The sequence below is a fragment of the Hyphomicrobium methylovorum genome (assembly GCF_013626205.1).
GTDB lineage: Bacteria > Pseudomonadota > Alphaproteobacteria > Rhizobiales > Hyphomicrobiaceae > Hyphomicrobium_B > Hyphomicrobium_B methylovorum.
Genome location: NZ_QHJE01000001.1, coordinates 3,113,243 through 3,132,240, shown reverse-complemented (window position 1 = coordinate 3,132,240; position 18,998 = coordinate 3,113,243). Strand labels below are relative to the sequence as shown.

Here is an 18,998-nt window from a genome sequence, read left to right as displayed (position 1 = left end):
GCGTTGTCACCCTGCCCACTTCGACTTAAGGCGCATTACAGCGCGATCGGACCTAAGACGAACTGCCGTCCGCACTCGCTGCCGCTTGCCGTTTCTCGACGAAGCGCACGGCGAGGATCGAAAACTCATAAAGCGCGACCGTCGGCAGCGCCATGATGATCATGCTGAGTGCATCCGGCGGCGTCAAAAGCGCAGCCGCTGCAAAAATCCCGACGACCGCATAACGCCGACCATGACGCAGTCCTTCCGACGTTATCATCCCCGTACGCGCCAGGAGCGTCAGAATAACCGGCAACTGAAAAACGATGCCGAAGCCGAAAATCAACGTCATAATGAGCGACAGATATTCCGACACCTTCGGCAACAGCTCGATCGTCGGCATGCCCACGCCCGTCGTCTGCGTCAATCCGATGGAAAACCGGATGAGCACGGGCATCGCGATGAAATAAACGACCATAGCGCCGATGACGAACAGAACCGGCGTCGCAACCAGATAGGGCAGAAACGCGCGCCGCTCGTTCTTGTAGAGGCCGGGCGCAACGAATTTATAGATCTGCGTCGCGATGATCGGAAACGACAGGAAGCCCGCGCCAAACATCGCGAGCTTAACTTGCGTCATGATCTGCTCAAGAAAATGCGTCGCGATCAGCTTCACATGATCGTTGCCCGACGCCCACATGTAGGGCCAGACCAGCACGTTGTAGATGTGCCCGGCGATCGAGAAGCAGAGGAAGAACGTGACGACGAATGCGGCCAGAGCCCAGATCATCCGCGATCTAAGTTCGATCAGATGATCGAGAAGCGGCGCGCTGCTCGCGTCTATCTCGTCTTGGCCCTCTCGACGCGGCTCGTCAGGCAGTCCGGCGGGCGGCAAGCGCTCCAGCATGAGACTCAGCGCTCCTGCCCAGGAGGCGATGGCATCGGCGGCGCCAGCGTGTTGGCCGGAGCCGGATGAACGGCGCTATCGGACACCAAGGCAGTATCTGCTGAGGTAGTCGAGGTGGTTGATGAGCTCGATATGTCCGCAGAAGCGCTCTGCTGCAGGCTATCGATCGTCGATCCCGCGCGCATGACTTCAGAATTGATCGAGGCTTGCATCTTATCGACTTCCTGACGCATCGAATCCAGTTCGGCTTCCCGCATCGCGGCGTCGAACTGCGCCTTGAAGTCATTGGCATGACGGCGGACCACACCGGCATACTTGCCGAGCGTGCGCATGAACACGGGGAGTTCTTTCGGCCCTACGAACACGAGGACCACAATCCCGAGGATTAGAATCTCGCTCCAGCTGATTTCAAACATGACGTGACCTTGCCGAAATCAGCCGCGCTAGGCCCCGGTCTTCAGCTAACCTTGGAGCGGTCGGAGCCCGAAACATCGTTCTCGATCGTGCGCGGCTGCTTCGCCTCGGGAACCTCGTCTTCGGCCATTCCCTTCTTGAAGCTCTTGATCCCCTTGGCCACGTCGCCCATGAGCTCGGAAATTTTTCCGCGCCCGAACAGCAGCAGGCCGATGACCAGAAGCAGAAGGATATGTTGCGCGCTTAAACCCATTGGTACCTCTTGGGGGCCGAGGCCGCCCTATATATGATCTTCTATATATTACAGAACCAGCCGCAGGCGGCAAGGTTCAAAAGACTTACCATTCAGGCGCACCGTGTCGCGAAACAAGCGAAAAGACCGGCTTTCCGGCGGTTGTTGCAGCATCTACCGCTAACGATGTTAAAGGACTGTAACAATCCGCAAGGGAGAGAACCCGGGAAACACCCTTATTCGCCGTCGTTCTCTGATGGCGTTCTCTCACCGGACGGCTCCACGGCATCCGTTTGATGCTCGTCTTCGGCCCCTTCATCCTCGCCGGACTCGAGCTCAAGCTCCTCCTGAGTCTCTTCGTCGCCGTCGTCCGTCAGAGGTAATTCATCCGGCATCAACGCCGCGACGTCTGTCGGCGCGGGCATCGTGAAGCCGGGCGGCAAATTGGCATCGAGCAGACCAGCCGCCTTGAGATCGGCAAGACCCGGCAGATCCTTGATCGCATCGAGCCCGAAGTGCACGAGGAAGGACTCCGTCGTGCCGTAAGTCAGCGGACGGCCCGGCGCACGCCGCCGCCCGCGAGGACGAATCCAGTTGGTTTCCATCAAGACGTCGAGCGTACCGGGCGAAGTGGAAACGCCGCGAATTTCTTCGATCTCAGCGCGCGTGACTGGCTGGTGATAGGCAATGATCGCCAGCGTTTCGAGCGCTGCCTTGGAAAGCTTGCGCTCTTCCTTCTGCTGCCGCTCGAGCAAAAACGAAAGATCATCGGCGGTGCGAAACTGCCAGCGGCCGGCAACGCGCACGAGCGTTACGCCGCGATCCTTATACTGCTCCTCCAACTCCGCCATTAGCAGGTTGACGTCATCGTCCTCTTCGAGACAGCGCCGCAAAGCCTTGGCATCGAGAGGTTCTGACGAAGCAAACAGCATCGCCTCCAGACGCCGGAGCTTTTCGCGAAGCACGCTTTGGGACAAATGATCGACTGCCGCCTCCGGATCGCTGAGGGCACGCTGGATGGCCGCCTCTCGCGCCTCAGCCGCCTCGTCTCCGTCGAACTCGTCGCTGTCGTATTGACTATCCGACACCAATGTCAGTCTCGGCGGAACCATAGCTTTCGAGCCCCCTTATACCGGCACCGCGCGGCGCGCTAGAGTGCTTCCGGAAATGTGCGAACCGTCTTTCCGTTGAAAAGCACGTTAAACAAAGAGCCAAAGACCTTCCGAGCGTCACGCCCGGAAAGGCATCAGCCAACCTTTTCCCAAGTCGCCCCAGCCTCGCGCTTGCGCATGTAAATCGGCGCAAACGGCTCGTCCTGACGCAGTTCGATTAACCCTTCGCGCGCCATTTCGAGCGTGGCCCCGAACGAACTCGCCAGAGCGCTCCGCTCTTCCTCGTTCCGCGGTAGATACTGCTCGAGGAAGAGATCGAGTTGCTCCCAGGCGCCCTCAGTCGCGCCAACCAACCGTTCGAGCCGCTGCCGCGCCTCTTTGATCGACCAGACCCGCCGCGCCTTGACGACATGAACGACGCGCGCCGTACGCTTTCTCTGGTCGGCATACGCCTTGAGAAGGTCGTAGATCGTCGCCGTATAGGTCGTGTCCCGTGTCACGTGAACACGCTCCGGCGCACCCCGGGGAAACACGTTCTGGCCCAAACGCCGGCGCGTCATCAGGGAGGCCGCCTTGTCCCGCATCGCGTCGAGGCGCATGAGGCGGAATGCCAGCCGCTGCGCCAATTCCTCCGCCGAAGTTGTATCAACTTCGTCTTTTTCCTTCGGAAGCAACAGGCGCGATTTGAGGTAAGCGAGCCAAGCCGCCATCACCAGATAGTCGGCCGCAATCTCAATTCGGAGCTCCTGCACCTCGCTGATAAAACCGAGGTACTGCTCGACAAGTGCAAGAATGGAGATCTTCGACAGATCGACCTTCTGCGTCCGCGCCATAGCCAACAGCAGATCGAGCGGACCCTCGAACCCTTCGATATCGACGACGAAAGCCTCGTCCGCAGCCGGCAGGCTCTCGAACGCTGGCGCACCGAAGTCCGCTGCGCCCCAATCTCCCGCTCCGGGTTCGCCCGCGCTTGGAGTGTCGCCCTGTGCTGCCGTCTCGTTCATGAGGTATTTTTGATTCCTGGCGGCGGTCCTCAAAGACCGCAGGCCAACACTATACTGATTCAGCCGATCCGAGTCCGCCGGACCTGAACCTCCGCCAGCAGGTCCAACGCCGCCGCACGGTCGCAGGCCTCACCCGCCTGTGTACACGCAATGGCCGCAGCGAATCGTTTCTGCGCCCGGCCCGAAAGCTGTGGCACGCCCGCGGCCACGGCCCGCATTTCATCGAGATCGCCGTTGCAGTGGAGCGCCACGTCGGAGCCAGCGGCTATAACGGCCTCCGCTCGCGCGCGCATTGGCCCCTTCAAAGCCTTCATGCTGAGGTCATCGCTCATCAGCAGCCCATCGAAGCCAATCTCGCCGCGAATGATCCGCTCGGTCATCACCTTCGATGTGCTCGCGGGCGCATCCGCATCGATCGCACTATAGACGACATGCGCCGTCATCGCGGACGGCATCGCAGCCAGTTCCTTGAACGGCGCGAAATCGGTCTTCGACAGAACCTCGTGCGGCGTCGACACGACAGGAAGCGCGAAGTGGCTGTCAGCCGTCGCCCGGCCGTGCCCCGGAATGTGCTTGATGACGGGAACGACACCCGCGGCCATCAAGCCTTCGCCGACAGCGCGCGCCAGCGCCACGACTTGCGCCACGTCTTGCCCGTAAGCGCGATCGCTGATGATCTCATGCGCCCCTTCGACAGGGAGATCGACAACCGGCGCGCAGTTCATGTTGATGCCGAATTCGCGCAACTCTTCGCCGGTCAAGCGCGCAACCGCATGGGCGGCGCCGATCGCATAGCTTGGATCCGTACGATAACAATCCGCGTACGCGGCAGCCGGTGGCAGAAGGCGAGAAATCGGCGGCCTGAGACGCTGAACGCGCCCACCTTCCTGATCGATCAGAACCAGAAAATCATCCCGCCCGACGGCCGCGCGAACATCGCTTGTAAGACGCGCGAGCTGCTCGCGGCTCTCGACGTTGCGGGTGAAGATGATGAACCCGGCGGGTTGCGTTTCCGCGAAAAAACGGCGCTCGTCATCGGTGAGCGACGTGCCCGAAACACCGGCGATAAATGCAGCAGTCATAGAGGCCTCACGCAGGCGCACCGCGCCTCACAAAGCGAAACGGCCGGCGCCGGAGCGCTGGCCGATGATGAGAGTGTTGCGAAGCTAAAACCGGCAATCAATAGGATGCAACCCAGCAATCATTGTATCCGGCGGATTTAAGCTCGGAACAAACGCTGTTCGCTTCGCTTCGCGATCCCGGCGGACCAACGACCAGCCGGTCATACTTGCCCTTAGCAAGCGAAGCACTCAGCACGTCCGGCGTCTTGCCCGAAAGCGCGGACGAATACTTCTGCTGCATGTCTGCAAAACGCTTAAGCGCGTCCATACGGCTCGACGATGATTTCGGAATAGAGGCCAACACCGCAACGAAACCGCTGTGTGCTGCCGTGCCCGAACCTGAAGCCGTAACCGGCGAGCTCGACGTGTCGCTATAGGCGTCGGTAGCAGTGCCAGATTCAGCGCGCGCCACCTTCTTGAGCGCCTTCGCCTTGGCCGGAGGAGCAACGGCATCATCCTGAGCGCCGATGCTGCCCGTCTGCGCCGACCTGGCGGAAGCCGTCGAATTGACCGTGACCGGTGTTACCGGCTTGCTGGCGGGAGGCGGGCTGGCTTCAGCTGCTTGCGCCCGGCCGTGATTGCCAAACGTATCGACGAGTGCCGTACCCGGAACGGCAACGCCTGAGCCGCCCGCAACGGTGCCCGGCGGCGGCGCCTGGATCGATCCATCGCGACCAACAACAAGCGTTGAAACCTTGCGCGGCCCGCCCTCATCGGCCTGAGCAGGCTCTGCATCGTGCGACGCATCCGCAGTCTGCTGCTGTGCGTCGTCGTGTGCCGGTTCCGCCGCTGGCGCTGCGTCCGCCGGAGCCGACGACGTACCGTCGCCCAATCGGCCCATGATCTTGGTATCGGAATAGGGAAACATCTTCCCGCCCGCATCCGCCGGCTTCGTCTTCGAGGGGAATGCCTCACTCTTGATGATTGGCGGCTCACCGCTGAATTCGGTGGTGGAAATTTTCTTGTAGCCGTACGCCATGCCGCCACCGATCACGATGGCGCCCGCAAGCGCGGCCATAATTTTCAGCGGCCAGCGTCTACGCGGCGCTTCTTCGTCTTCGTATTCGCCCTCTTCGTCCTCGTAGGCCATATCGAGGTCGCCGCCTTCGGCCTGCGCGAATCCAAGCGCGCCGCCCTGCCCCGGCTGCTGGTAGGGATCGGTCCCGAAAGCGCCAGGCTGTCCAGCCCAGTCCGAAGCGCTGAGTTCGTTCTCGTGGTAGGCGTGTTCACCATAAGCCGCCGCGCCGCCATAGCCGCCCTGGTTCGTTTGGGCGGGCGCGCCGTAATGATTGGCGTCGAAACCGCGCGAATCGGCCCCGCCCTGCGGCGGCCACTGGGACGCGGCCTGATGCCCATAATGCTGTGAAGGCTGGCCACCATAGTTGCCGTGCTCGGCTGGCGTGTACGGCTCAAATTGGGGCGCATAGGGGTCATTGAGTGGCGCGCCGCCCTGATGACCCTGATTTCGGTTTCCCGTCTGCAGTTCCGCCCAGCGCCCGTAATCTTGGGCCTGCTGATCGCCGTGCGATCCGTGCTGGGGATTGTGTCCACCATAGTTGGATGGGGGCGTGAAACTATCCTGATAGCCGTGCTGTTGCTCCGGTGGCCAAGCATTTCCCGCCGGTTGCGCGGGGGCATGAAGCTGAGCTTGCGGATTGACCCAGGACGGATGGCGCTGCTGCTGCTCTTGTTGCGCGGCACGCGCGGAGGGCACGGCAGGCCGTCCCCTACCCTGTCCTGGAAACGTATTCTGCGAGGACATCGCGAAAACCCCTCAAAACAGCGCAGACCCCCCTACGCTTAATCGTCGATTCGAGACTCTATCGCATTGCGTCGGGCGCCTCGACGCCAAGGATCTCAAGTCCTGACTTTATCACCGTCTTTGTGGCAGCGATGAGAGCCAATCGCGCCGCGGTCGCAACCCCGTCATTTGATTGAATAAATCTTAAATGTGGCGAATCGTTGCCACGCGTCCACTGTGAATGAAGCGCGCTCGAAAGCTCGTAGAGATAGAACGCAATGCGGTGAGGCTCGTGTGCGGTGGCTGCGCCATCGATCAATCGCGGATAGCCCGCGATCCGCTTGATGAGGTCAATTTCGCCCGCGTCCGTCAGGATCGAAAGATCCGCTTTTTGCAGAGCCGCCGTCGACACGTCGAGCCCGGCGATCTGCTCGCTGGCGTTGCGCAAAACGCTTGCTGCGCGCGCGTGGGCATATTGCACGTAGAAGACGGGATTGTCCTTCGACTGCTCCGTCACCTTCGCGAAATCGAAATCCAGCGTCTCCTGGTTCTTACGATAGAGCATCATGAAGCGGACCGGATCACGGCCGACTTCATCCACGACATCGCGCAGCGTCACAAACGTGCCCGCCCGCTTCGACATCTTGAAGGGCTCGCCCGCTTTGAAGAGGCGAACAAGTTGTACAACCTTCACATCAAGATCGGCAGCGCCGTCCGAAAGCGCCGTCACCGCCGCCTTAATGCGCGGAATATATCCCACGTGGTCCGCACCGAAGACGTTGATGAGATGCCGGAACCCGCGCTGCAGCTTGTCGTAGTGATAGGCAACGTCGCCCGCAAAATACGTGTAGCTGCCGTCTGATTTCTGCAACGCCCGATCTTCATCGTCGCCAAATGCCGTCGACTTGAAGAGCGTCTGAAGACGGTCTTCCCATTCGTCGTCGTCGTGCCCCTTCGGCCTCTCGAGCTTACCTTCGTAGATAAGCCCCTTTTTCCGCAAAGCTTCGATCGCGGCCTGAACCTGATCGCGACCGTCGGCCGAAAGCGACCCTTCCGAAAAGAACACATCGTGACGGATATTGAGCGCGGCGAGATCATCGCGGATCATATCCATCATCCGGTCGATGGCGATCCTGCGGACGATCGGCAGCCAGCGATCCTCCGGCATGTTGGTAAGCGATCGCCCATATTCCGCGGCCAACGCTTCGCCGACCGGTTTCAGATAGTCGCCCGGATAGAGCCCTTCAGGAATGGCGCCAATGTCATCGCCCAGCGCCTCGCGATATCGCAGGAACGCCGACCGCGCGAGCACATCGACCTGCCCGCCCGCATCGTTGATGTAGTATTCACGCGTAACGTCGTAACCGGCGAAACGGAGCAGGTTCGATAAGGCATCACCGAACACCGCGCCGCGGCAGTGCCCAACATGCATCGGGCCCGTCGGGTTGGCCGAAACGTATTCGACGTTGAGCTTTCCATCCGCCTTCGCCGGACCCGCGCCAAACTCAGATCCGGCCGCGAGAACGTTGCGCACGAGATCGTGCCACACGCCCGGCTTGAACGTGATGTTCAAAAAACCGGGCCCCGCCACATCGATCTTCTCGACGTCCTGATGAGCCGCAAGCTTGCCTTTCAAAGCCTCCGCGATATCGCGCGGCTTCATCTTCGCGGCCTTGGCGAGAACGAGCGCCGCGTTGACGGCAATATCGCCGTGGCTTGCGTCGCGCGGCGGCGCGGCTTCGAAATCCGGCAGCACGAGATCGGCTGGCAGCACGCCATCCGACTGCAGCTCCGTAAGGGCCACCTTCGTGCGCGCTTCGACTTCGGCAAAGAGATCCATTGTCTACCTTAAGTTTACCCCGGCTGCTTAAGCGCGCCGGGCGTCACGCGGCATAGCCTGCGTGAACAGAGAAAAAGGGTGTCCGGCGCCTATCGCAGTTCCGTCGTCGCGTCAAACAGGCGGCAGTATTCCGCGATCGCATAGCGATCCGTCTGCCCCGCAAGAAAGTCGCAGGCCAGCCGCGCCCGCCCGCGCTGCCCGAGACCTAAGTAAACGCCGCGCCAATCGGCGGGATAGGCCTCGGCATCCGAAAAATAGCGGCCGAACAACTCGCGCACGATGCGCTCCGCTTCGTCCATCACCGTCATAACTTTGCGATGATGGTAGACGGCCTGAAACAGAAACGCCTTGAGCGCGGCAAGCTCCGCCGCCATCGGTTCCGAAAAACCGATTGTCGCCCGGCCCGCGTTGCGAATGTCGTCCGCCGACACCGGAGACAGCGCCGCGAGACGCCGTCTGCTTTCCGCGACCAGATCCGTCACCATCACGGTGATCATCCGTCGCGTCACCTCGTAGAACGCACGGCCGCTTTCCACACCATGCGCGAAACTCCGAACCTCTCGCGCGATGTCCCCAGCCAAAGGCGCGTCCGTCAAAGATGCAACCGAAAGCAACCCGGCGCGCAGGCCATCATCCACGTCGTGCGAGAGATACGCGATATCATCGGCAAGGCTTGCAACTTGCGCTTCAGCCGACGCCCATCGATCGAGTTCGAGGGAACGCCACGCTTCGACGCCGCGCATAACCTTGACGATCGGATGCGACATGTCCCGAACAGGCCCGTTGTGTTTTGTGAGACCTTCAAGCGTCTCCCACGTCAGATTGAGCCCGTCGAACGCCAGATACTTGCGTTCCAGCACAGTGACCGTCCGCAGAGACTGCGCGTTGTGATCGAAACCGCCGAACTCACTCATCGCGCTGTTCAGCGCACGCTCGCCCGCGTGTCCGAACGGCGAGTGCCCGAGATCGTGCGCCAGCGCGATGGTCTCCGCCAGATCCTCATCGAGCCGCAGTTGCCGCGCAACGGTCCGGGCAATCTGCGCAACTTCGAGCGTATGGGTCAGGCGTGTTCTGTAGTGGTCGCCCTCGTGCGGAAGAAAAACCTGCGTCTTGTAGGTCAAACGGCGGAACGCGGAAGAATGAAGAATCCGGTCCCGGTCCCGCTGAAAGGGGCTTCGGGTGAAGCAATCCGGCTCCACGAACAGCCGCCCGCGCGAAGCTGACGCACCTGCGCTATAGCTCGCCGGAGAGCGTTCTCCCGGCCGCAATGCCTGCCCGAAATCCGGCCGCACGGAACCTGTTCCTAACCCCGTTGGCATATGCCGCCGCGCTTGGTATTTGATTTGTTCACGAGCGTTCCTATCTTCTTGCTGCGCCCGGCGTTAGCGCTGGCACCGGAAACAACCGGCCACGCAGGGCGCGAATGCAGTACTGGACAACAGCATGACCATGTCGACCGTCACCGTGACAGAACGTGCCGCCACCCGCATCGCCGAGATTGCGGAAAGTGAACCGGCGGCCTCGGTCCTGCGCGTTTCCGTCGAGGGCGGCGGATGCTCCGGCTTTCAATACAAGTTCGATCTGGTCGGCAACCGTGCCGACGACGATTTCGTCATCGAACGCGACGGCGCAGTGGTCGTCATCGATCCGGTCTCGCTCCAGTACATGGAGGGCGCCGAGATCGATTTCGTGGACGACCTGATCGGCGCCGCCTTCAAGATCAATAACCCCGTCGCCAGCGCGTCCTGCGGCTGCGGCACCAGCTTCTCCATCTGATACCGCTTCGCATTTGCTTTGCCCGGCGGCCAGTGGCACACAGTCGGGCATGCTCATCGCCACCTGGAACATCAATGGCGTCAAGGCCCGCCTCGAGTCGGTGCTGACCTATCTGCGTCAGCATCAGCCTGACGTTATCTGCATGCAGGAAATCAAGTCGGTCGACGAAGGTTTCCCGACGGCCGCCTTCCAAGACCTCGGCTACAACGTCGCCACCCACGGACAAAAGGGTTTCAACGGCGTCGCGATCCTGTCGAAGTCGCCGCTTGAAGACGTCGTGCGCGGTCTTCCCGGAGACGACACGGACGTGCATGCGCGCTGGATCGAAGCCTCGGTGCAAATGGGCGAACGCATGGTGCGCGTCGTCTCGCTTTATTTGCCGAACGGCAACCCGATCGACACCGAAAAATTTCCCTACAAGCTGGCCTGGATGAAGCGGCTCTATGCGCGGGCCGAACAACTGCTCGCGGAGGAAATGCCGCTCGTTCTCGCCGGAGACTACAACGTCATTCCCGAACCGGAAGATGCGAAACGTCCGCAGGCCTGGGTCAACGACGCGCTCTTCCAGCCGGAAAGCCGCGCCGCGTGGCGCAAGCTCGTCAATCTCGGATTGACCGACGCGACGCGCGCCTGCCATCCGGGTGCTGGCATTTATACGTTCTGGGATTATCAGGCGGGCGCTTTTCAACGTGACGACGGCATCCGCATCGATCACATGCTGCTATCGAGTCAGGCGGCGGACTTGCTGAAGGCTTCAGGCATCGACCGCGCGACCCGTGCGCAGGAAAAGCCGTCCGATCACGTGCCGGTCTGGATCAAGCTCGCAGCCTGATTAGCGCGGAGTGCTTGGAGAAAATCCAGCAGCCGGCGGGCCCATGAGTGATCCGCCAAGCCCTGACGCAGGCGCAAATCCCGATGCGGCAGCAGGACGGCTCAGCCCATGCGTATTCGGCGTCGCGCTGATGATCGGATGCGTTGGAAGATGCGCACCTGCCGGACCGGTGGACATCGGCTTTACGAGTTCGCCGTTGGAACACGTCCGGACAGCCTCGACCGAAAGATCGTCAAGTCCATCGCCGGTATCGCGCTTCACATGCGGCCTGCGGCCATAGCGATTGTGCCACTCCGCAACCCGGCCGGTCGCCTGCTGGCGGACGCCCTGGCCCGCGTTGCAGAAAATGTTTTGATAGATGTCTTCGATCCAGACGCGCTCGCTCGGCGGCGCATTCGAAACCGCGACGTCGATCAGGTTCAGAGCAGCAGCTTGATCCTTCTCGACGAACTTACCGCGCCAAAGCAGATCCGCCAGAAACGCCTGTGCCCCAGGATGGCCGGACCGCGACAGCCGAGACAGCCAATGACGGCCGTTCTCGATCTTGCTCGCCGGATCTTCAAACCCGCCCATTGTGAGTTCCGGGCCTTCGCCACGCAGCAGAACCTTCGCAAGTTCAAACTGCGCGTCTTCATCGTTGAACGTCAGCGCCGCGCGCTGCAGCGCCTGATCGGCCGCCGCACGGTCTGGACGGATTCCCGCGTCGGTGATGCCATCACGAAGATAGAGCGAGACCGCGGTTAGAGACTTGGCGGCGATCGGCGCGAGTTCCTCATCGTCCGGATCGACGTCCTTCATTTCGTCCGCAAGTTCTTTGAACAGGCGGAAGGCCTTGCCGTGATTGGTATAGGCGCCATCGTTGTCGCCGTAGATTCGCGCTTCGTAATAATGCGCGATCTGCGGTTTGGAAATTTCGAGAGCTTCGAACGCTGGCAGCGCCAATTCATAATAGCCGCCATTGAACGCCGAGATGCCTTGCTTCATGGCATCGTCGGGCGAACGAAAGGTAACGTCCCTGGCCATCGCAGAACCGAAGGCCAGGGCGCTAATCACAACACTTCCAGCGACGAGCAGTCTAAATGTCCGCATAGCAGTGGACTTCCGCCTTTCCACCCGCATGGGTGACGGCGCCGTAACGCGCCGGTCCCACTTGGTCTGCAAATTTTCGTATCGCCCCGCTCTGGTACGCATTCGGGGGCGCCTTCCAGGTCTTGCGACGGCGTTCAAGCTCGGCTGCGTCGACTTCGAGGTCGAGCGTGCCGGTCTCGGCATCCATCGAGATCATGTCGCCGTCTTGAATGAGCCCGATCGGCCCGCCCACGGCAGCTTCCGGTCCAACGTGACCAACGCAGAACCCGCGCGTCGCTCCCGAGAAGCGCCCGTCGGTGATGAGCGCAACACTGTCGCCAGCGCCCTGACCGTAGAGCGCCGCCGTCGTCGCCAGCATTTCACGCATACCGGGACCACCCTTCGGTCCCTCGTAGCGGATGACGAGCACTTCGCCCGGCTTGTAGTTGCGCGCGTCCACAGCGGCGAACGCATCCTCTTCGCAGTCGAAGCAACGAGCCGGTCCGCGGAACTTGAGATTCTTGAGGCCCGCGACCTTCACGATCGCACCGTCGGGAGCAAGCGTGCCCTTGAGTCCTACGACACCACCCGTCGGCGTGATCGGATTCGAAACCGGATAGACGACCTTCTGCTCCGTGTTGAACGTCACGGAGGCGAGGTTTTCGGCCATCGTCTTGCCGGTAACGGTCAGGCAGTCGCCATGCAGAATGCCGCCGTCGAGCAGCGCCTTGAGAATCTGCGGCACGCCGCCGATCTCGTGCACGTCCGACGCGACGTACTTTCCGCCCGGCTTGAGGTCAGCGATGTACGGCGTCTTCTTGAAAATCTCGGCCACGTCGAACAGGTCGAAGTCGATGCCGCATTCGTGGGCCATGGCTGGGAGATGCAGCGCGCCATTTGTCGAACCGCCCGTGGCAGCCACGACAATCGCCGCGTTCTCGAAGGCTTTGCGCGTGCAGATATCGCGCGGACGGATGCCGAGCGCGATAAGCTTCATCACAGCTTCGCCGCTCGCACGCGCATATTGATCGCGACTCTCATAAGGCGCGGGCGTTCCAGCCGATCCCGGCAACGCCAAACCGATCGCTTCCGACACACACGCCATGGTGTTGGCGGTGAACTGAGCGCCGCACGCGCCTGCGCTCGGACAAGCGACGCACTCGAGTTCGTGCAACTCCGCGTCGGTCATGCCGCCGACCGAATGCTTGCCGACGCCTTCGAACACGTCCTGCACGGTGACGTCATGGCCCTTGAATTTGCCGGGCAGTATCGAGCCGCCATACATGAACACCGACGGCACGTTGAGGCGCAGCATCGCCATCATGGTGCCCGGCAGACTCTTGTCGCAGCCCGCAATGCCGACGAGCGCGTCGTAGCTGTGACCGCGCATGGTGAGTTCGATGGAGTCCGCAATCACCTCGCGCGAGACGAGCGAGGACTTCATGCCCTGGTGGCCCATCGCGATGCCGTCAGTGACGGTGATGGTGCAAAATTCTCTCGGAGTTCCGCCGCCGAGCTTCACCCCGGCCTTCGCCGACTGAGCCTGGCGCTGAAGCGCGATGTTGCAGGGAGCTGCTTCGTTCCAGCAGGACACAACGCCAACGAACGGCTGATGGATCTCTTCTTCCGTAAGACCCATTGCGTAATAATAGGAACGATGCGGCGCGCGTGACGGACCTTCCGTAACGTGGCGGCTTGGCAATTTAGATTTATCGAACGTCTTCGCGTCCATTCCAGTCCTCTTGGGCACCCGCCCTCTGCTATTCCGGTCCGGTCGACCGGATAAACAGGGATGCCAGTCGCGCGGCCTCGACGAAAGGCCTTTGCAACGAAAATGGTGCCGCACCCGGCTTCGACTCTTCACCATTGGACGTGCGCGGACTTTGTGGCTCGAAAGAGGCGCAGTCAAAGCCCAACGTTGCTAATTAGCAACAAATGGTAAATCCGCAGATCGCAGTACTATGAGTACGCTTCGCCATCCACGGAGATGCAGCCCGTCGGCCGATTGATCCATCCATGTCAAACATCCAAAAGCAGAATCGGATGCGAATGGTTTTGCCGTCAAACTTCGTCATCACCACGGCCCGACTTTGTCACCGGCGAGACATTCATTTTACCCCGCGCCATGACTAGATGACGCCTCACACGCAGCGTCGGCGCTGCAGGGTTAATTCGCTGAGAGTGATATGCAGGCCAATTCCGGCACCGGTGCGAGATCTCCAAGTTACTGCCGCTATACGCGTCCCGGAAACAATCCCGTGGATGGAACCGCGTCGCTCGGATTAACCGGCGTCGAGATTGATTTCGGCACGGGAAAACCGCGAACGCTTTGGCGCTACGACGGATTGAAAGCGCTGGAGCCGCTACGTGCCAATACCATCGACGTTTTGCTGTCGTCGCGCGATGAGCCCGGAGCAACACTTTTCGTGCAGGGCCGCGCGTTTGCAGCCAGTTTGCGCGAGCACGCGCCGCATCTTTCCGCACGCGCCACACGTTGGCGGCGAGCCCGTCTCTGGCTGCTGTTAATCGCATCCATCGTCGGCATCGTGACGGCAACGATGGTGACCGGCTGGAGCCCGCTGCGCTTCTATGCGGGCATGCTTCCGGAAAGCTGGCGCGCACGTCTGGGAGACGCCGCACGCGACTCGATGACGGAAGGATACAGCCAATGCGTCGACGCAAACGGCACGGCCGCCCTCGCCCGCCTGAGTGAGCGCTTGTCCAAGGCTGCACCTGAAGGCGTGACCTTCGATATTCGCGTTTATGATTGGCCGTTGATGAACGCCTTCGCCGTGCCCGGCGCAAAGATCATTCTGACCAAGGGGCTCCTCGATAAATCCGACAGCCCGGACGAGATCGCGGGCGTCCTCGCGCATGAAATGGGACACGCCATCGCGATGGATCCCGAGGTCGGCATGCTCCGCAGCGTGGGCCTCGCCGCGGGACTCGAAGTGATGCTCGGCGGCACCGGTGGCGGATTGGCGAACATCGGCGTGATGTTGGCGCAGCTCGGGTATTCCCGTAGCGCAGAGCACGAAGCCGACGTCGAAGCCCTCGTCCTTCTCAAAAATGCAGGCATTTCGCCAAAGGGGCTTGGATCGTTTTTCGCCCGCGTGACCAAGATGGAATCGGACGACCACTCGTCCGGCCCATCCGGATGGACGTGGCTGCAAACCCATCCGCCCGCCAAAGAGCGCGCCAAACTCGTCCGAGCGCAACTAGACTACCCGTCGACGCCAGCTCTTGATTTCCAGTCATGGAACGAGCTGAAAGAGATCTGCAAAACGACCGCGAAATCCACAGCAACGAAACACGGCGACGGCTGAACGCTCCGATGTCTGAAGTTCGACAGAATTTCGTGTCACGCGAGCCCCGTTCGACCGCCGCCTTCAGGGATGATGGGAGGTACGCATGAAACCGCTACTTGCTCTTGCGTCCGCTGTTGTCTTTGCAGCTACGATCTACATCGCTGCGCCGTTCGTAACGGCATGGAACATCCGTGAAGCGGTCCGGTCTGAAAACGCGACCTACCTCGCAACGGCGATCGAATGGCCGAGCGTCCGCGCAACGCTGAAACCGTCGATCGCCCGCATCGCACTCGATCTTCCCGAAGGAGCTGCTAACGCAGCACCCGATCAGAACGCCGGGCTCTGGCAGCGCCTGAAAGCCTACTGGGGACAGAGCGCCGTCGACAGCATCGTCGAAAGCTACGTCACGCCGGATGGCCTGCCCAAGCTCTTCTCGCTTCGCAAAGCTTACCGCGACTACGTCTCGGGCGCGGACGACCCCGCGAATACACTCCCGATGACAGAGCGCATCGCAAAAGCATGGTCACGCGTCAAACGCGCGGAGTTCACCGGCTTCACGACGGTTGAGATCGACATGGAAGACAAGCTCGATCCGACGCGCGTTTACCTCGGCAAATTGGAATTGACCCGCCGAGGCTGGATGCTCACGGAACTGCGCGTGAAATTCCTGACGACCGCTGGTGGCGCGATTCAGAATTTCGTCGCCGCCCCCAGCGCGCTCTAATCTCACCGCCGAGTAAGCGTCAGACGCCTTCCAGACGCTTGAGCGCCGCCGAGAAGCGCTTGATCTCAGCTTCGAGTTCCGCCTTGCGTTCCTGGGCTTCCTCGATTGCTTCCTCTTTCGCGCGTTCCATGAACTGCGGATTGGAAAGCTTCGCGTCCATCTTTTTCAGATCTCCGCTCGCCTTCTCGATCTCCTTCGCCAAACGGCGCTTTTCCGCGTCCATGTCGATGATGCCAGCCAGCGGTAGTGCCGCCGTCGTCTCGCCCGCAACGACGAGAGCCGCACCCTTCGGAGCAGCGTCTTCAAAATCGATCTCGTCCAAACGTGCAAGCCGCTTGAGCGTATCTTCGTTGCGCCGAACGCGCTCACGCGTCAGGGCATCCGCACCAACGATAACGGCCGGAATCTTTGCGCCAGCAGGAACATTCATCTCGGTCCTCACAGACCGGATCTCAGAGATGAGCAACACAACCCAGTTGACTTCATCGACAGCGTTCTGCTCGACGAGGCCATCAAGATTGGGCCACTGGCTGTGGCAGAGAAGCGTGTCGCGCTTCACGCCATGCTCCACCATGTGCGCCCAAAGTTCTTCCGTGATGAACGGCATGAACGGATGCAGCATCTTGAGAATCTGGTCGAGCGTCCACGCTGCAACCGCGCGTGTTTCCGCTTTCGCGTCCTCATCGTCGCCTGCCAGAAGCGGCTTGATGAGTTCGAGATACCAATCGCAGAATTCGCCCCAAACGAATTCATAGATCGCCAACGCCGCTTCATTGAAGCGATAGGATTCGAGCGCAGCCGTGACGGCCTTCGACGTCAGCTCCGCTTCACCGATGATCCACTTGTTGAAAATCTGCTTCGCGGTCTTCGGATCGAAGCCGCGCTGGCGCACGCACTCGTTCATCTCTGAAAAGCGCGAGGCGTTCCAGAGCTTGGTCGCGAAGTTGCGATAGCCTTCGACGCGTGACTTCGCGAGCTTGATGTCGCGACCCTGCGCCGCCATCGCCGCGAGCGTAAAGCGCAACGCGTCCGCGCCGAATTCGTCGATCAGCACCAAGGGGTCCATGACGTTGCCCTTGGACTTCGACATCTTCTGCCCCTTCTCGTCACGAACGAGGGCATGGATGTAGACGTCCTTGAAGGGCACATCCTTCATGAAGTGCAGACCCATCATCATCATCCGGGCAACCCAGAAGAAGATGATGTCGAACCCGGTAACGAGAACGCTCGTCGGATAATATCGTTCGAGCTCCGGCGTCTCGTCCGGCCAGCCAAGTGTCGAGAACGGCCACAGCGCCGACGAGAACCACGTATCGAGCACGTCTTCATCGCGCCAAATTGGAACGACTTCCTGTCCACGCTCTCTCTTTGAAAATCCTATCTGGCGATCAAAGAGATCCTTGGCTTGGCTTCGGTCCTTTACAAATTCTATCTTTCGACCCTGGTAGTAATCATTCAGTTGTTGACGAAGTGACTCTTCACTCTCAGCGCAGAAAATCTCGAAGGTCTCATTTTTTAGACCGAGTTCAAATGTGCCTTTCTGTACTTGCTTAGGCCCATACCACGCCGGGATTTGGTGCCCCCACCACAGCTGGCGCGAAATGCACCAAGGCTGGATGTTCCGCATCCACTCGAAGTACGTCTTCTCCCAGTTCTTCGGAACGAAGACCGTCTTGCCCTTTTCGATCGCTGCGATAGCGGGCTTCGCCAGTTCTTCGGCGTTGACGTACCACTGGTCCGTCAGCCACGGCTCAACGACAACGCCGGAACGGTCACCATGCGGAACCGTATGCGTCGTCGGCTCGATCTTTTCGAGCAATCCCAACGCATCGAGATCTTCGACAATCTTCAAGCGCGCCGCAAACCGCTCTAGCCCGCGATAGGCTTCCGGCACGTCGTCCGTCAGATGGCCATGCGCGTCGAGCACGTTGATCTGCGCGAGATTGTGCCGCTTGCCGACTTCAAAGTCGTTGAAGTCATGCGCGGGCGTGATCTTCACCGCACCCGTTCCCTTCTCGGGATCGGAATGCTCATCCGCAACGATCGGAATCTCGCGATCCACGAGCGGCAGCTTCACCTTCGCATTCGCAGCCAGCAGAGCCGCGTAGCGTTCATCCTCGGGGTGAACCGCAACGCCGCTGTCGCCAAGCATCGTCTCGGGTCGCGTCGTGGCGACCACAATGTAGTCGCGCGCGTATCCCGGAACCTTCGCCGCCAGCGGATAGCGGAAATGATACATATGCCCGCTCGGATCCTTCGCGAGCGCCTTGGCCAGCACAGCGGCATCGAACGGCTCGCCAGCGGCTTTATCCCACGTAACGGACCCGCGCTTCTCGACCTGAATAACTTCAAGATCGGAGATCGCCGTCTGGAACTTCGGATCCCAGTTGACCAGCCGCTTGTCTTTGTAGATCAGCCCGTCGTTGTAGAGCTGCACGAAGACCTTCACGACCGCCTTCGACAGCCCCTCATCCATCGTGAAGCGTTCGCGCGACCAATCGCACGATGCACCAAGACGGCGAAGCTGTTCGACGATGGTGCCGCCGGATTCTTCCTTCCACGCCCACACGCGCTTCAGGAATTCTTCGCGGCCAAGGTCCCGGCGCGACGGCTCTTTGTTTGCCGCCAGCTGCCGCTCAACGACCATCTGCGTGGCAATGCCCGCATGATCCGTTCCCGGCTGCCAAAGCACATCGCGCCCGCGCATGCGTTCGAAGCGCACAAGGATGTCTTGCAGCGTGTTGTTGAGGGCATGCCCCATATGGAGCGATCCCGTCACGTTGGGCGGCGGGATGACGATCGAATAGGCGGCATTCTTGCCGCCTGAGACGGAGCTGCCGGCAGCGAACGCGTTTGCCTTTTCCCATTCGGAATTGACGCGCGGCTCAATATCGGCCGGCCGGAACGTTTTTTCAAGCATCAGAGGGGGCGATGTGTCCA

The 18,998-nt window shown here is 60.8% G+C and carries 16 protein-coding genes; 4 read left to right on the top strand and 12 right to left on the bottom strand.

Annotated elements, in window-relative coordinates:
* Positions 1-52: 52 nt before the first annotated feature.
* The 9 genes from tatC to DLM45_RS14865 all read right to left on the bottom strand — a co-directional run bounded on the left by tatC (position 53) and on the right by DLM45_RS14865 (position 9,669).
* Complete coding sequence (gene tatC / locus DLM45_RS14905; RefSeq protein ID WP_181337867.1) at positions 53-886, bottom strand: twin-arginine translocase subunit TatC; 834 nt, start codon at positions 884-886, stop codon at positions 53-55.
* Between the two features lie 5 nt (positions 887-891).
* Positions 892-1,302: a Sec-independent protein translocase protein TatB gene (gene tatB, locus DLM45_RS14900; RefSeq protein ID WP_181337866.1), complete on the bottom strand. Its 411-nt coding sequence runs from the start codon at positions 1,300-1,302 to the stop codon at positions 892-894.
* Between the two features lie 41 nt (positions 1,303-1,343).
* A complete protein-coding gene (locus tag DLM45_RS14895; RefSeq protein ID WP_181337865.1) occupies positions 1,344-1,553 on the bottom strand; it encodes a twin-arginine translocase TatA/TatE family subunit in 210 nt (69 codons plus the stop codon).
* A gap of 215 nt (positions 1,554-1,768) precedes the next feature.
* Entirely contained in the window at positions 1,769-2,644 is an 876-nt protein-coding gene (scpB, locus tag DLM45_RS14890) for an SMC-Scp complex subunit ScpB (RefSeq protein ID WP_181337864.1), read from the bottom strand.
* A gap of 134 nt (positions 2,645-2,778) precedes the next feature.
* On the bottom strand, positions 2,779-3,648 hold the full coding sequence (locus DLM45_RS14885) for a segregation and condensation protein A (RefSeq protein WP_181337863.1): 870 nt from the start codon (positions 3,646-3,648) through the stop codon (positions 2,779-2,781).
* Between the two features lie 59 nt (positions 3,649-3,707).
* Positions 3,708-4,730, bottom strand: a complete 1,023-nt coding sequence (gene nagZ, locus DLM45_RS14880) for a beta-N-acetylhexosaminidase (RefSeq protein ID WP_181337862.1) — start codon at positions 4,728-4,730, stop codon at positions 3,708-3,710.
* Between the two features lie 97 nt (positions 4,731-4,827).
* A complete protein-coding gene (locus tag DLM45_RS14875; protein ID WP_181337861.1) occupies positions 4,828-6,531 on the bottom strand; it encodes an SPOR domain-containing protein in 1,704 nt (567 codons plus the stop codon).
* 58 nt (positions 6,532-6,589) lie between these two features.
* Entirely contained in the window at positions 6,590-8,350 is a 1,761-nt protein-coding gene (gene argS, locus DLM45_RS14870; RefSeq protein WP_181337860.1) for an arginine--tRNA ligase, read from the bottom strand.
* Between the two features lie 89 nt (positions 8,351-8,439).
* A complete protein-coding gene (locus tag DLM45_RS14865) occupies positions 8,440-9,669 on the bottom strand; it encodes a deoxyguanosinetriphosphate triphosphohydrolase (RefSeq protein ID WP_181337859.1) in 1,230 nt (409 codons plus the stop codon).
* 124 nt (positions 9,670-9,793) lie between these two features.
* On the opposite strand from DLM45_RS14865, the gene erpA reads away from it, so the two are divergent.
* Together erpA and xth are read left to right on the top strand one after the other, a co-directional pair.
* Positions 9,794-10,126: an iron-sulfur cluster insertion protein ErpA gene (gene erpA, locus DLM45_RS14860; RefSeq protein ID WP_181337858.1), complete on the top strand. Its 333-nt coding sequence runs from the start codon at positions 9,794-9,796 to the stop codon at positions 10,124-10,126.
* 49 nt (positions 10,127-10,175) lie between these two features.
* Positions 10,176-10,958 (top strand): exodeoxyribonuclease III, encoded by a 783-nt coding sequence (gene xth / locus DLM45_RS14855; RefSeq protein ID WP_181337857.1) that lies wholly within the window; start codon positions 10,176-10,178, stop codon positions 10,956-10,958.
* Here xth and DLM45_RS14850 read toward each other — a convergent pair whose 3' ends face one another.
* Both DLM45_RS14850 and ilvD read right to left on the bottom strand, forming a co-directional pair.
* The gene (locus DLM45_RS14850) at positions 10,959-12,047 is read right to left on the bottom strand and encodes a tetratricopeptide repeat protein (RefSeq protein ID WP_181337856.1); all 1,089 of its coding nucleotides are present in this window, start codon (positions 12,045-12,047) and stop codon (positions 10,959-10,961) included.
* Positions 12,034-13,758 (bottom strand): dihydroxy-acid dehydratase, encoded by a 1,725-nt coding sequence (ilvD, locus tag DLM45_RS14845; protein WP_181337855.1) that lies wholly within the window; start codon positions 13,756-13,758, stop codon positions 12,034-12,036. Before ilvD ends, DLM45_RS14850 begins: the two co-directional genes overlap by 14 nt.
* 454 nt (positions 13,759-14,212) lie before the next feature.
* On the opposite strand from ilvD, the gene DLM45_RS14840 reads away from it, so the two are divergent.
* Both DLM45_RS14840 and DLM45_RS14835 read left to right on the top strand, forming a co-directional pair.
* Complete coding sequence (locus DLM45_RS14840) at positions 14,213-15,352, top strand: M48 family metallopeptidase (protein WP_181337854.1); 1,140 nt, start codon at positions 14,213-14,215, stop codon at positions 15,350-15,352.
* Between the two features lie 85 nt (positions 15,353-15,437).
* Positions 15,438-16,058: a DUF2939 domain-containing protein gene (locus DLM45_RS14835; RefSeq protein WP_181337853.1), complete on the top strand. Its 621-nt coding sequence runs from the start codon at positions 15,438-15,440 to the stop codon at positions 16,056-16,058.
* 19 nt (positions 16,059-16,077) lie between these two features.
* Here DLM45_RS14835 and DLM45_RS14830 read toward each other — a convergent pair whose 3' ends face one another.
* Positions 16,078-18,978 (bottom strand): valine--tRNA ligase, encoded by a 2,901-nt coding sequence (locus DLM45_RS14830; protein ID WP_181337852.1) that lies wholly within the window; start codon positions 18,976-18,978, stop codon positions 16,078-16,080.
* Positions 18,979-18,998 lie beyond the last annotated feature (20 nt).